Annotated in this window: 8 protein-coding genes; 5 read left to right on the plus strand and 3 right to left on the minus strand. The window is 41.3% G+C overall.

Features of this window, described 5'->3' with window-relative positions:
• Positions 1-27 precede the first annotated feature (27 nt).
• Complete coding sequence (locus tag B4A24_RS06475; protein ID WP_293943675.1) at positions 28-435, minus strand: hypothetical protein; 408 nt, start codon at positions 433-435, stop codon at positions 28-30.
• A 315-nt stretch (positions 436-750) separates the two neighbouring features.
• Here B4A24_RS06475 and B4A24_RS06480 point away from each other — a divergent pair, with 315 nt between their 5' ends.
• The 4 genes from B4A24_RS06480 (at position 751) to B4A24_RS06495 (ending at position 8,478) form a co-directional block, all read left to right on the plus strand.
• Positions 751-1,470: a DUF3575 domain-containing protein gene (locus tag B4A24_RS06480; protein ID WP_293943677.1), complete on the plus strand. Its 720-nt coding sequence runs from the start codon at positions 751-753 to the stop codon at positions 1,468-1,470.
• 704 nt (positions 1,471-2,174) lie between these two features.
• Entirely contained in the window at positions 2,175-3,485 is a 1,311-nt protein-coding gene (locus tag B4A24_RS06485; RefSeq protein ID WP_293943679.1) for an MFS transporter, read from the plus strand.
• Between the two features lie 9 nt (positions 3,486-3,494).
• Positions 3,495-7,016 carry a nitrate reductase gene (locus B4A24_RS06490; RefSeq protein ID WP_293943681.1) on the plus strand — a complete coding sequence of 1,174 codons (3,522 nt, stop codon included), beginning with the start codon at positions 3,495-3,497 and terminating at the stop codon, positions 7,014-7,016.
• Positions 7,006-8,478, plus strand: a complete 1,473-nt coding sequence (locus tag B4A24_RS06495; protein WP_293943683.1) for a rubredoxin — start codon at positions 7,006-7,008, stop codon at positions 8,476-8,478. The genes B4A24_RS06490 and B4A24_RS06495 overlap by 11 nt, the downstream gene beginning before the upstream one ends.
• 200 nt (positions 8,479-8,678) lie before the next feature.
• On the opposite strand, the gene B4A24_RS06500 is transcribed toward B4A24_RS06495, so the two are convergent.
• The gene (locus B4A24_RS06500) at positions 8,679-9,758 is read right to left on the minus strand and encodes an alpha/beta fold hydrolase (RefSeq protein WP_293943685.1); all 1,080 of its coding nucleotides are present in this window, start codon (positions 9,756-9,758) and stop codon (positions 8,679-8,681) included.
• 212 nt (positions 9,759-9,970) lie between these two features.
• On the opposite strand from B4A24_RS06500, the gene B4A24_RS06505 reads away from it, so the two are divergent.
• Positions 9,971-11,329, plus strand: coding sequence for a hypothetical protein (locus B4A24_RS06505; protein ID WP_293943687.1), 1,359 nt, complete (start codon positions 9,971-9,973; stop codon positions 11,327-11,329).
• A 204-nt stretch (positions 11,330-11,533) separates the two neighbouring features.
• Here the strand turns inward: B4A24_RS06505 and B4A24_RS06510 are convergent, their stop codons facing one another.
• The gene (locus B4A24_RS06510) at positions 11,534-13,945 is read right to left on the minus strand and encodes a TonB-dependent siderophore receptor (protein ID WP_293943689.1); all 2,412 of its coding nucleotides are present in this window, start codon (positions 13,943-13,945) and stop codon (positions 11,534-11,536) included.
• Positions 13,946-13,958 lie beyond the last annotated feature (13 nt).

Genomic DNA, 13,958 nt, shown 5'->3' on the forward strand with positions numbered 1-13,958 from the left:
TAAATTTGGCCGAATCTGGCCAATATATTATTTCAGTTTTTGTTCCACTACCCGTAGGCGCTTTCGCCAGGTCATCATCTGAGGGTCGTCATAGATCGGGTCACCAAGATTGTCCAGCAATCCCAATGCTTTGGCTAAATTTTCACTTAGATCGGCAGATTTTCGGTTTGTTTTTTTCCACTCGCGCTGGTTCTCTTTGATCTCTTTTTCAAAAGCAAGGAGCGCCTTTTTTATGATCTGATGTTCTTTTTTGTAATCTTTTTGCTTACGAAAAAGGACCATCAATCGATTGTAGGCATCCACATTTAGCTTATCTTTTGTGATAATAGCCCTATAATCTTTTATTGCTTCTTCGGTACTACCTTCTGATTCCAATGATCTCGCCCTCTTCAACTGCGCATTAATGGAGATTCGTGTAGCCGTCGTGTCCACCATTTTTTATTGGATTGATTCATTGATATAACAAAACAGGGCTATCGATAGTTTATAAATACAAAATTTTTCAGGGAAGTGACGTTTACGGCATCTCGCAAAAGCTTTTAATCTATTCAAAGAAAGGCAAATAAATAAGAACACTATAATGTTCTCTTAGTAAAAACCTTATATTTACCTCTTATGTTCTTAATGAGATAAAATAAGTCCTATTAAATAACGTTATTGGGGTAAAGGACGGGATAAAGGAATTTATACATCCTACAGCTTGGATTTGTTCATCTACGCCAATAGGCCGGATCAGTTTAAAATATCAATATGAAACATTACTACCTAGTTACACTTATCATCGGAATATTGGCGATGTCGGGATTAAAAGCACAGGAAAATACCAATTTAATTAAATTAAATATCTTGCCATTGGCGGTTGGGAATGTTGCGTTCGAATATGAAAAGGCGATTCAACAACGCGTATCACTAAATGCGACATTAAGTCTTCGTCCTAAATCTGGGCTTCCCTTCCGCTCGATATGGGAATCTGCCATTGATGATCCAAGTGACATTCTGGGTGGAGCGAAATTTGGGGCATTTTCCTTTACACCGGAAATACGCTTTTATCTCGGTAATAATGATGCTTTCAGAGGATTCTACTTTGCTCCTTTCGTAAAATATGCACGTTATAGCCTTAGCACCATACTGTCGGTTGAAGAACCAGATTACCAAAAGGAAGTTCCGATTTCGGGTGCCTTGAATGCCTTGACAGCTGGACTAGCTATTGGTAGCCAATGGCGTCTCGGCGAGCATATCTATCTAGATTGGCGAATTATTGGTCCCAACTACGGATTTAATAACGGTACCTTTGAGGGGAAAACCCAATTAAATACTGATGAACAAGAGGAACTGCGTAAACAGTTGGAGGATTTTGACATTGATGTGTTAGACCTCAAAAAAGAAGTTGATTCCGAAGGAGTCACGCTGAAGACGAAAGGCCCATTCGCTGGGATTCGTACCGCCTTATCCTTGGGTTATCGATTTTAGTGGCGATCGACTTCGTGCATATGGCTATCCTCCCGATCTTTCTCAGTTATTTTTCAGTCTATTCGCTACATTATAGCGTTATATTTTCTCATTTGCAATGCTCAAGGTAGCATATTAAAAGTATTCGGAGCAAAAAAGGTATTTTTATATTACGCCCCTTTTTTGTTAATTACTGAGGTGATTTTTTGTTTTTTGAATGAAATATCACTATTCAGAACAAAAAAGCTATCCTTTTCTCTACAAAATTCTTGATAATATTTGATTTTTTGATTTTATATCTTATTTATTTCTGATTTAATGGGTTTATTTTTATAATATACTTTCTATTAGGTGTTTTTAGTTATTTAATATCTTTATTTTCATCATATTATTTATTATTTACTCGTTTTTTTATAATAATATATATTGATATTTATTTTTTATGAATATATAATATGATATATATCATATTTTTTGGTAAATTTGATTGAAATATTGTATTAATAATATGATTTACGTGTAAAATATATTGTATTATCTATTATATTTTATGTTTTTGTCAATTTCATAAATAAAAATATGTTAAATATGAGTGATTAGTGTGTTATAAATAGTTTTGGTTATCCAAAAATAGATTATAATGAGGTGATTTAATATAAGAAGTACTAAAAAACAAAATATTGCTATGTAATTACCATTTTCATCAACCATAAACTTACAAAACCATGAACCAACAACTTCAGCCACTTGACAAGCTCCGTGTCTTTTCTTTCAGAGGCATACAGATGCGCACCTTTCACATTACTTGGATTACATTCTTTTTCTGTTTTTTTGGGTGGTTTGGCGTTGCGCCACTCATGCCATTGGTCCGCGAACAACTTGGACTGAGTAAAAGCGAAGTCGGTAATATCATTATCGCTTCTGTTTCCGCTACTATTGTTGCACGATTATTTGTTGGAAAAATGTGTGACACTTTGGGACCAAGGATTTCCTATACCATCCTCTTGGTGGCTGGTTCTATTTCTGTCATGCTTATCGGTCTGAGTAATAGCTACGAATCATTTTTATTGTTTAGATTTTTCATCGGTATTATTGGTGCTTCGTTTGTGATTACTCAATTTCATACGTCAATGATGTTTGCGCCCAATATCATTGGGACAGCAAATGCCGTGACCGGCGGTTGGGGAAATCTTGGTGGGGGCGTTACCAATTTAGTTATGCCGCTTATAGCAGCTACATTTGCTGGAATGGGCTTTGTGAGTCATTCAGATTCCTGGCGAATCGCAATGGTAGTTCCTGGAATTATTCTACTTATCATGGCTTGGATTTACTACCGTTATACGACAGATACGCCTAATGGTAACTTTAATGACCTTCCTGCAGACACAAGGTCCTATTCGAAAAAAAATGGTTCATTTTTGCTTGCATTAAAAGATTATCGAGTCTGGGTACTCACTCTTGCTTATGCGGCCTGTTTCGGAATAGAAATCACTGTAGACAATGTGGCAGCAACTTTTTTTATTGATCGTTTTGATACGGGCATCATTGTGGCGGGAGCATTGGCCAGCATATTTGGCGGTATGAATCTTTTTGCCCGTGCATTGGGCGGTATGGTAAGTGATAAAGTAGGAAAAACTTATGGGATCAAGGGCAAGGGGGTACTCCTTGGTATATTATTGCTTTTAGAAGGAATAGGTATCAGCCTTTTTTCCACATCCAACACCTTGGTGCTAGCAATTATTACCATGCTGCTTTTTGCCCTCTTCCTAAAGATGGCAAACGGATGTACTTACGGCATTGTGCCTTTTATCAACAAGGATAATATCGGTAGTGTAAGCGGGATTGTCGGAGCTGGCGGCAATATCGGTGCGATGTTGGTTGGCTTTCTTTTCAAATCCGAGACATTGAGTTATGCTGACGCTTTTCAATACATCGGTATCGGTGTGTTCTTGATCGGATTCACAGTTTTACTTGTCCGTTTCCGCCCGAAAAGCCAAACAGCTATTCAAGCTGTCTCGTTAGAAGTGCAAAACTAGTATGTTGGTATGAACAAAAAATTGAACAACGTTTACAAAAGCACTTGCTGCTACTGCGGAGTAGGCTGTGGGGTAGAAATAACCGTAGAAAAAAATCAGCTGATTTCTGTTGCTGGTGATACACAACATCCAGTAAATCAGGGGAAGCTATGCAGTAAAGGAATGAATTTGCAGTATACGGTAAATGACCGCTCTGATAGGTTGCTTTATCCGCAAATGCGTTATCATCGCTCTGCTCCCCTACAGCGTGTTTCCTGGGATGACGCGATGGAACGAACAGCGGCCGTATTTCGTGCCCTGATTGCAAAATACGGCCCCGACTCTGTCGCATTCTATGCCTCAGGGCAATGTCTCACCGAGGAATATTATATTCTTAATAAGCTCGTCAAAGGGTTTATCGGCACAAATAATATTGATACAAACTCTCGTTTATGCATGAGCAGTGCAGTTGCAGCATACAAAAAGACACTGGGCGAAGACAGTGTACCGATCTGCTACGATGATATCGAAATCGCAGACTGCTTTTTGGTCACAGGTGCCAACCCTGCATGGTGTCATCCTATCCTTTGGAGGCGTGTCGAGGCCCATAAAGCCAAGAATCCAGCCACCAAAATTATTGTTATTGATCCCCGGGTTACCGATACTTGCGCCTTGGCAGATCTACATTTGCAGATCAATCCCGGAACAGACATTGTCCTCAACTATGCATTGGGAAGATTGCTCATTGAGCAGGGAGATGTGGATCTTGATTTTATAGAACATCATACCGAAGGTTACGCGCAATACAAAGAACGGGTCTTTGAGCGCACCTTGTTGGAATCTGCAGCGATTTGCGGTGTTGCAGCTGAAGATATCGAACGTGCGGCCAGTTATATCGGCGAATCCAAAGGCTTTTTGAGCATGTGGACAATGGGACTCAACCAGAGCGTGGTGGGTGTCAACAAGAACCTAAGTCTGATTGCGCTTAACTTGATCACTGGAAAGATTGGTAAACCTGGGAGTGGCCCATTTTCCCTTACTGGACAGCCCAATGCCATGGGGGGCCGAGAAGTCGGCGGCTTGGCCAATCTTCTGCCAGCTCATCGGGACATGGACAACAAAACGCATCGCGACGAACTGCAGCAATTCTGGTCCGGTACGATCATAAGTGGAAAGCCCGGGCTTACGGCTACAGAGATGTTTGAAGCATTGGCAGATGGGCGCCTCAAAGCTATTTGGATACTTTGTACCAATCCATTGACCAGTATGCCCAACGTACGTTTGGTCGAAAAGGCCTTGCATAAAGCCAAATTTGTCGTTGTGCAAGAGATCTCCAATAAACCTCAGACTTTAGCCTTTGCCGATGTTATTCTTCCCGCTGCTGCATGGGCAGAGAAAGAGGGTACAATGACCAACTCGGAACGAAGGATCAGTCACCTGCATAAAGCTATAGACCCACCTGGTGAAGCTCGCCCAGATGCGGAAATCTTTTCACTATTTGCAGAGAAAATGGGCTTTAAGGGCTTTGCATATCAAACACCCCAGGATATCTATAAGGAACATGTGCAATTGACTGCCGGGACAAACATCACGGTACAGGGCTTGAATTATACGCTTATTGACAGCCTGAATACCGTGCAGTGGCCTTTCAACGTGGATCAGAAAAAGGGAACTGCGCGTTTATTCGTGGACAACAAATTCCATACGGTAAGCGGCCGTGCACAATTGCATAGCCCGCCAGTCCAGTATCTTAGCGAAATGCCTGACCTGAATTTCCCGTTTATTCTCACCACCGGTCGCATACGTGACCAATGGCATACCATGTCAAAAACCGGCAAAGTCAGTAAACTCAACCAACACATTCAAAATGCATTTTTGGAAATTCATCCAAGCGATGCAGCATCGCTTGATCTCAGGGATGGTCAATTGGCTAATATCTACTCCCTTCGTGGAGAGGTTCGTGTCAGGGCACGTGTCAGCAACAGCATTAAACCTGGCGTTGTGTTCCTTCCGATGCATTGGGGGAAAATATTGGGATCCGACCTTAATCGGGCCAACAATCTAACAAATGATTTAGTTGATCCCATCTCCAAAGAGCCCGACTTCAAATTCTGTGCGGTGCGTGTTGAAAAACATATTAAGAAAAAAGAGCGTATCGTTATTATTGGCGCAGGCGCAGGTGCGCATGGTTTTGTTCGGTCATTTCGCGAGTTGAACGGAGACGATGAGATCGTTATCTTTAGCAATGAAAATTCACCTTTTTACAATCGCGTCATGTTGCCCCATTACATCAGTGGCGAACTCAAGTGGGAACAACTCGTCAAGATGCAAGATGCTGAAGAAGCTGCATTAAAAATACAGCATATTCGTGCTGTACAGGTTACTGCTATCGATCGTGACAATAAGTGTGTCTACGATTCCAGGGGAATAAAAACCAACTATGATGTACTGATTCTCGCTACCGGCAGTCGGCCTGGCCTGCCCAGGCATGTGCCGCAACTGCCCGGCATTTTTACGATGAGGAGCCGAACGGACGCTGACCGTCTCAGTAAATATCTTCCGAAGGAGGCGCATGTTGTTATCGTCGGTGGTGGCTTATTGGGGCTGGAAATGGCAGCCTCACTTCGTGAAAACGGAACAAAGATTACCATTATACAACGGGTTTCGCGTTTTCTAAATAGACAATTGGATCCATTGGGAAGCCAGCTCCTCCATGAGCAGATGGTAGACCTTGGTTGCGATATATTTTATAACGATGAAGTGCAACTCTACTGCGGGCGCAATAAACTGACTAAAATTGAATTAAAAAGTGGTCGACAGATCAAATGCGATGCCGTCATTTTGGCCATTGGTACTACCCCTAATATCGAATTGGCTAAAGAGGCGAATTTGCTGTGCCAACGCGGCGTAGTTGTCGATCAGCATATGAAAACTAGCGATCCAGCAATTTATGCCATCGGTGAGATTGCCGAGTTTGAAGGTACACTTTATGGTATAACGGCAGCAGCCGAAGAACAGGCTGCTGTAGTCGCCAACTACCTTCAAGGTGATATCAGTAGCTATTATAAAGGGAGCTTATTTATGAATATTATCAAGATTCAAGGTTTTGACCTATGCAGTATTGGCTTGGCTGAAGCTCCAAATGAGGAATATGAAGAAATTGTCTTTATTGATAAAGCCAAGAGATATTATAAAAAGTGTATTATCCACAGCGATAGACTTGTCGGTGCCATACTGATTGGTGACAAAAACGAATTTCTCGAATTCAAAAACTTGATCGCAAATAGAATTGAATTGAGCGAAATGCGTTTACAGCTTTTACGCAGCGGGACAGCCAAAGAAGCAGTTTCAGGTAGATTGGTATGTTCCTGTAGTCAGGTTGGTGAAGGTAATCTGATCAGACGAATGAGCGATGGATGTACTGATTTTCAAGAATTATGTACTTCTACAGGAGCGGGCACGGGTTGTGGTTCGTGCCGACCGGAAGTGAAGAGCATTCTAGAGAACTATATTACCGATAACGAAAAGGAGGCACAACTTTATGCAAAGTAATACAATTAACACGGAGCAATTTGTTAAAATTAATCTTACGGGTGGTGCAATCTCTACGGGCGAACTCGCCAATCTATTGGAGCCTTTAGCTGAAGCCGGTATAAAGGAAGTTAAGTTTGGTAGCCGGCAGCAGCTTTATTTCCGTGTTAACGATGCTCAGTTTGAAGATCTGGAATATACCCTGCTCAGTTTGGATTTTCATTATGAACTTGGACATGACATTCATCCAAATATTGTTAGCTCCTATGTCGCTGACGGTATTTTCAATCAGAGTGCATGGATACGGGAAGGGGTATATAAAGATATTTTGGACAGTTTTGATTTCAACCCCAGATTAAAGGTAAATATTGTCGACGCTAGCCAGTCTCTTGTACCCTATTATACCGGTAATCTCAATTTCATCACCTCTGAGCTTAGCAATTATTGGCACCTACAGCTTCGGTTTCCAAAAAGCAGCTTATTTTATACCTGGTCCACCCTGGTGAATACCGACGATATTGCGATGCTAAGCCAATTGTTGGAGCCAATGATGTTCGGGATGTCAGTCAAAAACGCGAACGACGGACAGCAACTCGGGCAAAAATTGGAAGAGTTAGCAACTGCATCCGGAAAATTTCTGTTTCAACCAGTAGGACAACCCTTTTCGGAACCGGCCTTTAAGCTCCCCTATTATGAAGGTTTCAATGCTTATCAAGATCGATTATGGTTGGGCGTCTACAGGCGTTCCGAAACGTTTTCAATTGCTTTTTTACGTGATATATGCAACCTGTGTCTACAACATAGGATCGGTCAATTGTATACCACTCCGTGGAAATCTATTATTATCAAGGATATACAGCCTGCTACCCGTTCATCCTGGGATCTTATATTGGATCAGCACCGGATCAATTTACGCCATGCGCTCAACGAGCTCAATTGGATGACCGATGATTTTGATCCCAGCGCCTTAGCTATCAAGCAGGAACTAGTACATCGGATGAATTGGTTGGATATTCGGACCTACAAACTCAGTTTTGGTATTAAAATGCAGCCCAAAACTGGTATTTGGGGATCTATAATTTTACGTTTCATCAGCGCTACTGAGCATAAATCCTGGTTTGAAGTGCAGCATACACGGGACTTTAACCCCAATTCGCGGGATTTTCTCACCTACCGAAAACCTGTGGAGCGCGCCCAACTTATCGATGTCATTTTGGACTTATGTGAGGATTTTTATAAATTTCAAAGCAAATTGGCCACACAGCAGTTAAGTGAAATCCCACCAGCTCAGGTTTCTGAAGAACCTGTCAGTTTAATTACGCTTTATCAATGTCAAGCTTGTCAAACAATTTATGACCCAACATGGGGAGATAGTACACAAGACATTGTTGCTGGTACTTTATTTGACGAGTTACCCGCCACCTACTGCTGCAGCATTTGTGAGAGTGGTAAGTTAACCTTTAGCAAGGTACTGATAAAATAAGGTGGCTCATAAACATAGTCCTCGGCGTAATTGTTGCCTATATTGCTTTCAGAACGACAGGTGCTAAAAAGGACATCGACATACCACAAGTATGGTACAGCGAGACCTGCTTTTTCTATCAGCGTTAGCTGCCAGGAATTGAATAATTTGTCGATAAAGATGGACTTTAACTGGGATGTTATTCGTGGTGATGACAGTAGTTAAAGCCTTATTAAAAAATCTTTGAGTGCCTTCAAGAAATCTTCTGGGCATGAAAAGTGTACGTTGTGATCAGCACAATCAAATAGCTGATGTTGTACCAAATCAGGGTGTAGAGATTTTAGTTGCCTATTACCTTCCTGTGCGTCAAAAGAATCATTTTCACCAATGGCATCTATTAGCAATATTGGGACGCGCAATGAACGGTAAGTTGCAATTGGATTTACCCTTGCAATGGAAGAAGCATATCGGCTAATTTTCGAAGGTGTATTTAATACCTGAACATAATGTGTGCTATCCTGCATATTCATGTATTCATTGAGACCATGGTATAAAAAGCTATTGTTGTCTTTATGTTTTATAAAACCAAAAATCTGCCATTGCTGTGCTGAGCCATCAATCTGATCTATGTTTTTATAGATTTCAAAGTCTGATCTATAGACATCAAAGAGCAATCTTTGAACTTCTATTGGTGGTTCCAACGACTCAAAGAAGCTCTTTATTTGAGCTGCATCCATTTGTTTAAATAAAGATTTGAAATGGACCGAACCACCGTCCTCCAGCACCAACGCATTCACCCGATCGGGATACTTATCATAAAACGCTGTCGCGAGGTAACCGCCCCTTGAGAACCCTCCCACTACTGCATTCTTAATTTGCAGTTCATCCATCACTGCTGCCAGATCATCGGCAAAATCCCAGAAATCCAGGTCGCGATCAGGTATCGTTGTTAATCCATGACCATAATGATCGACAGACAAAACACAGTAACCTGCCTTGACAAGCGATTCTGCAAAGGGATAAAAGTCATAGGCAGACAATAAACTTCCCGGTAACCAGACAAATACTTTGTCTGTATTACTGCCCCATCTGAGATAAGAGATACGGTGATTGGCACCCTGGACGGTGCCCCTATGCTCTTTTTCAAATCTATGGAAAGTGTTTTGGGCTAGTTTATATTTTTGATACAGAGCAGTATCCATGACCTGCGCATGGACGGATGAAACAAATAGTAGGATGCCAACAATGAGATTGCTAATATGACGCATGCAAAGTAAATAACGGATTGTAAATTTTTGCATAAAGTTAACTAATAAATACATCCGGATAAAAGTAAAATTTTGGTTTCTATACAGCTAATTGAGCCAGATTGTTTAGCATCTTTAAACAGTTTTACCTAAGAGCAGTGGATTGTTAAATCCCTGTTTTCATGGATTTTTCTACTTGTTTATTTGTCGTAGTTTTAGCGTATTGATCTAAATAAATAAACGGCTTATTTGAGATAGAATATACGATGAAACAATACACTTTCAAATATCAAAACAGCAGCGGACTTCTCTATCTACTACTCGTGCTCGCTGGAATACCATTGGTCACCATGCTGCTGACTGTATGGCTTATGGAGTATGTACAATGGATTTTTTGGCCTAATATGATAATAATGGTCTGCCTGATGGGGCTAGGAATCTGGCGGTTTGTGAAAAAATCCAGAGCAATAGATACCATCAGTCTGGATGAGGAAGGGTTTACATCTCTTAGTTATGGGCGTATTCTTTACCAAGATATACACAGTATACCACCCTATGGTCCGCTTCAGGCACCCCCACCATCCATGCGGATCAAACTCAATAATGGGAAAAAGCTGGTTTGGCTTTTCAATCCGGACCACCCAAAATCTGCCGCTGAGGCCATTATCTTTACCGCGTTCAGGGCGGAACTTTTATATCGTCTGGAGCAGCGGGCATTAGCTCCTCAAGCTGAGCCTCCCGAAGAAAATGCCACCGCCAGCGATGTCGTTGTAGATAACAAGCACAACAATACCGCAAAAGCGCTTGTCTCTCAACTTGAAGAATCTAAAAAACGTGATTATAAGTACATCGCTATTCCGATATCAGCCGTATTTGCAGTCGTGATGCTTTTTCGAACTTGCGGTGCTGATTTTATTCAGCAACAGCGGGACAGAGAATCGGCAGGTTTTCGAGATGCTATTCTCAGCATGGAAACAACCTATGAAAATAATGTACAGAAAGCCAAAGAAGTTGCCGCAGAATACGCCCTTGCGTTCGGCCCAGTATTTTTATGGACCAACGATCCCCAGGCTTCAGTAGCGTTTAGTCCCCATATCGCGAAGGATCCCTATGGTGTCGAAATCAATGTGATTGGCCTGCGCCATGCAGAAGACAATAAATTATTGGAGGAGTATATCCGACATCCCGATAGTGTGGATTACGACTTAACGGTGATCAATCCATCCGCCAAATTTTATGCTGTGATGAACAAGAGCGTATTTAGCGAGGACGATAGTTTAACCATGCCAATTTACCTTACAGTGTATAATCCCAAAGAATCTTTGCCTACGCCATTTGGTCGGCATGCGGTAGATTCGACGTTTAGGCCCATCCGGTACAGTACATCTATTGCAGTGCCACGTGCTGAGGACCCCAAAGAGGATATACTCGATAATATGGACTTTGCTTCAGTCCGTTCTATACTCCAAAAATACAAAGGGACTTACTTCTATATGGCTGCGAAAGAACAAGATGGTCTACCAGCTCAACAATTTGAAAAAATAAAAATGCTGGTTGTACAAAACTTTAAAAAGCACAACATTAATATAAATCAATTCATAAGTAAACAATGTAACGCGAGGTAGTAACTTTTATTTATCCAGGCTGGCCCATAAAATATAGCCGCTAGATACCTTTCGCTGGCTGTGGCGATAATTGATCTGAATTGTTTTTTTGAAACCCTATTGTATTAAAAACAAGAAAGGCAGATTATGTCATGATCTGCCTTTTACTTTTATCAGTCCTTAGGTATGTACCTTTTTATTGTTCCCCATTGTTACGAATCCATTTTACAATTTATAGGAGAGCGTTGCGACAAAGTTTCGTTTCTGCTGTGGATTGACAGACCAATAACCAATATAGTACTGTTTATTGTTTATGTTGTTCACGTTGAAATTTATACGGAATCTATTGAATGAATAAAAGATACTTCCGTTCAAGAGCGTATAACTTGGGAGCTCAAAAACGCCTGTCACACTATTATCTATCACCTTGTATTTTCCACCATAGTTCCCTCCTATTCCGAAGCCCAAATTCCGAAGTTTACCTTGCTGAATCTGGTAGCTACTCCAAAAATTCGCCAAGGTATTTGGGCCCTGACCCCCAGGTGCGCGTCCTTTTTCATTGTAGAAATCGTTTCCATTACCGGCTATTATTTCTATGTTATTATAACTAAATCCGGCCTTCAATGAAAGCCCTGGAAAAGGTAATGATTCTATATCAAAATCGACACCTTTGCTCTGTACTTTACCACCTTGTACCGATCCTGTTGGTGTGCTGTACACCCTATTAGCAACAGTAATGTCATATAAAGCCAGTGTTGTCCAGAGTTTATTCTTTATCAAGCTTGCTTTCGTACCGAATTCCCACTGATTGGCCCGCTCTGGTTTAAATGATTGCACTCCTGTTTTTACGTTATTATCATCGTATGTGATGCTGGGTGCAACATTATAAAAGGCATTCATGTAATTCGCAAAGATGGAGACTCTATCTTTTACGGCTTGATATACAATACCAAATTTTGGCGAAAGTGCCCATTGGCTGTAGTTGTCATTTGTATTGGAAACATCCCCTTTTGAGTCAAAATAATCTGCCCGCAAACTCACCATCAATGATAACCTGTTTGTTACATCCAATAGATCAGATGCGTATAGGCTAAATGAGCTATTCTTGATATGCGAAGGATCCCCCGCCTGCGTACCTGCCAGTAACTTGTCAATAGCCTCTTTGCTTAGCGCCACGGGTTCCAATACGGCAGAGTTTTCGCCCAAGGGACCTTTAATTTCTCCCTGTGGAGTTACCCGACGGCCTACTGCCCAACCCGATCCGTTTTCTTTTATATCTCTTGAGAAATAATCAACGCCGACCAAAAGCCGATTTCTTAACCCTGCCAACTTAAAATCGCCATTAAAATTCTGTTGCAGATCATATGTGCTGGTTTTTTGATTTTCATTATGGAAATATTGATCGAAGAGATTACCTTGGTTGCCCCATATATAAGTATAGATTCCATCCGCCTTTACTTTTCCAAATGAAACAACTGTCTGTGAATTCCATTTCTCATTGATTTTATAAAGCACTTCGCCCTGGATATTGGTTCGCGGATTTTTAATCGTTAAATCATTACCTGTAAAGGAAAGTTTTGGGTCAAGGTTGAGCTCCGCAATATTTTTAAAGGTAAGCGCTGCTACCCTGTCCGAGTGAAAGAAGACCGGCGGGACGGCTCTTTTCATTGCAAGAAACTCGGTCATTAAATTGACGGTGAGCCGATCATTTACCTGATAAGTCAGCGTTGGTGCAAAATAAGCAGAGCGCTTAAAACCGGCATCTTGAAAGCTATCTTCTTGATGCAGCGCAGAGTTAATCCTTATCGCGAGGGTTTTGTTTTTATTTAAGACACCGTTGACATCAATTGTTTGCCTAAACAAGTTGTTGCTACCATAGTTAAAGGAAACTTCGCCACCATCGTCAAAATAAGGTTTTTTTGTGATGGTATTGATGACACCACCATACCCATAAAAACTTGCCCCGAATAAGGTTCCGGAAGGACCTTTTAATACCTGAATTTCCTCTATGCCAGCTGGATCGAGGATGCCGCTTGACAGGCCAGGCAAGCCATTTACAAGATTACTCTGGGCTTCAAAACCACGTAAGGAAAAATAGGCGCCACCATCGCCTGCTCTACCGGTTGATTCCCATGTTCGGCTCAGGCCTGAAACATTGCGGATCAATGCGTCATCAAAATTTGTAATGGCCTGCTGTTTTAAAATTTCGTGGGAGACTGTACTATATACCTGTGGATTCTCTATATTGCTCAAGGGCATTTTGGCTACGGAACTTACGGTTTTGTTTATTTTGAAAGCAGACACCAATACCTCTTGTAGTTGTGCGTAATTTTCATTTAAAATAAAATCCGCCACGGAAGGCCTATTATTTTCAAGGATTACTTCCTTTTCAATCGGATTTAAGCCTGTAAAGCTAGCAATTACCTGGTAAGTACCCGCTTTCAATTTATCAAACTTATAATTTCCATTCTTATCGGTCCGGGTCTGTCGATTGATTCCTGTGATGGTTAAGTTTACCGACTCCGCCGGATTCCCATCAATTGTCGTTATTTTGCCATAGACACTAGCTGTCTGCGCATTGGCGGCAGTCGTAAGCGAAAGAATCGCTATTGCAATAGGTATAGATCTGGTTCTCATAAAAAAAATTATG

It is taken from the genome of Sphingobacterium sp. UBA7249, assembly GCF_002472835.1.
In the GTDB taxonomy this organism is placed as follows: Bacteria; Bacteroidota; Bacteroidia; order Sphingobacteriales; family Sphingobacteriaceae; genus Sphingobacterium; species Sphingobacterium prati.

What these genes read in the sequence shown, in the direction of transcription:
- B4A24_RS06495 (WP_293943683.1), top strand. Translation starts at nt 7,006, where the DNA reads ATGCAAAGTAATACAATTAACACGGAGCAATTTGTTAAAATTAATCTT.
- B4A24_RS06475 (WP_293943675.1), bottom strand. Translation starts at nt 435, where the DNA reads ATGGTGGACACGACGGCTACACGAATCTCCATTAATGCGCAGTTGAAG.
- B4A24_RS06480 (WP_293943677.1), top strand. Translation starts at nt 751, where the DNA reads ATGAAACATTACTACCTAGTTACACTTATCATCGGAATATTGGCGATG.
- B4A24_RS06500 (WP_293943685.1), bottom strand. Translation starts at nt 9,758, where the DNA reads ATGCAAAAATTTACAATCCGTTATTTACTTTGCATGCGTCATATTAGC.
- B4A24_RS06485 (WP_293943679.1), top strand. Translation starts at nt 2,175, where the DNA reads ATGAACCAACAACTTCAGCCACTTGACAAGCTCCGTGTCTTTTCTTTC.
- B4A24_RS06490 (WP_293943681.1), top strand. Translation starts at nt 3,495, where the DNA reads ATGAACAAAAAATTGAACAACGTTTACAAAAGCACTTGCTGCTACTGC.
- B4A24_RS06510 (WP_293943689.1), bottom strand. Translation starts at nt 13,945, where the DNA reads ATGAGAACCAGATCTATACCTATTGCAATAGCGATTCTTTCGCTTACG.
- B4A24_RS06505 (WP_293943687.1), top strand. Translation starts at nt 9,971, where the DNA reads ATGAAACAATACACTTTCAAATATCAAAACAGCAGCGGACTTCTCTAT.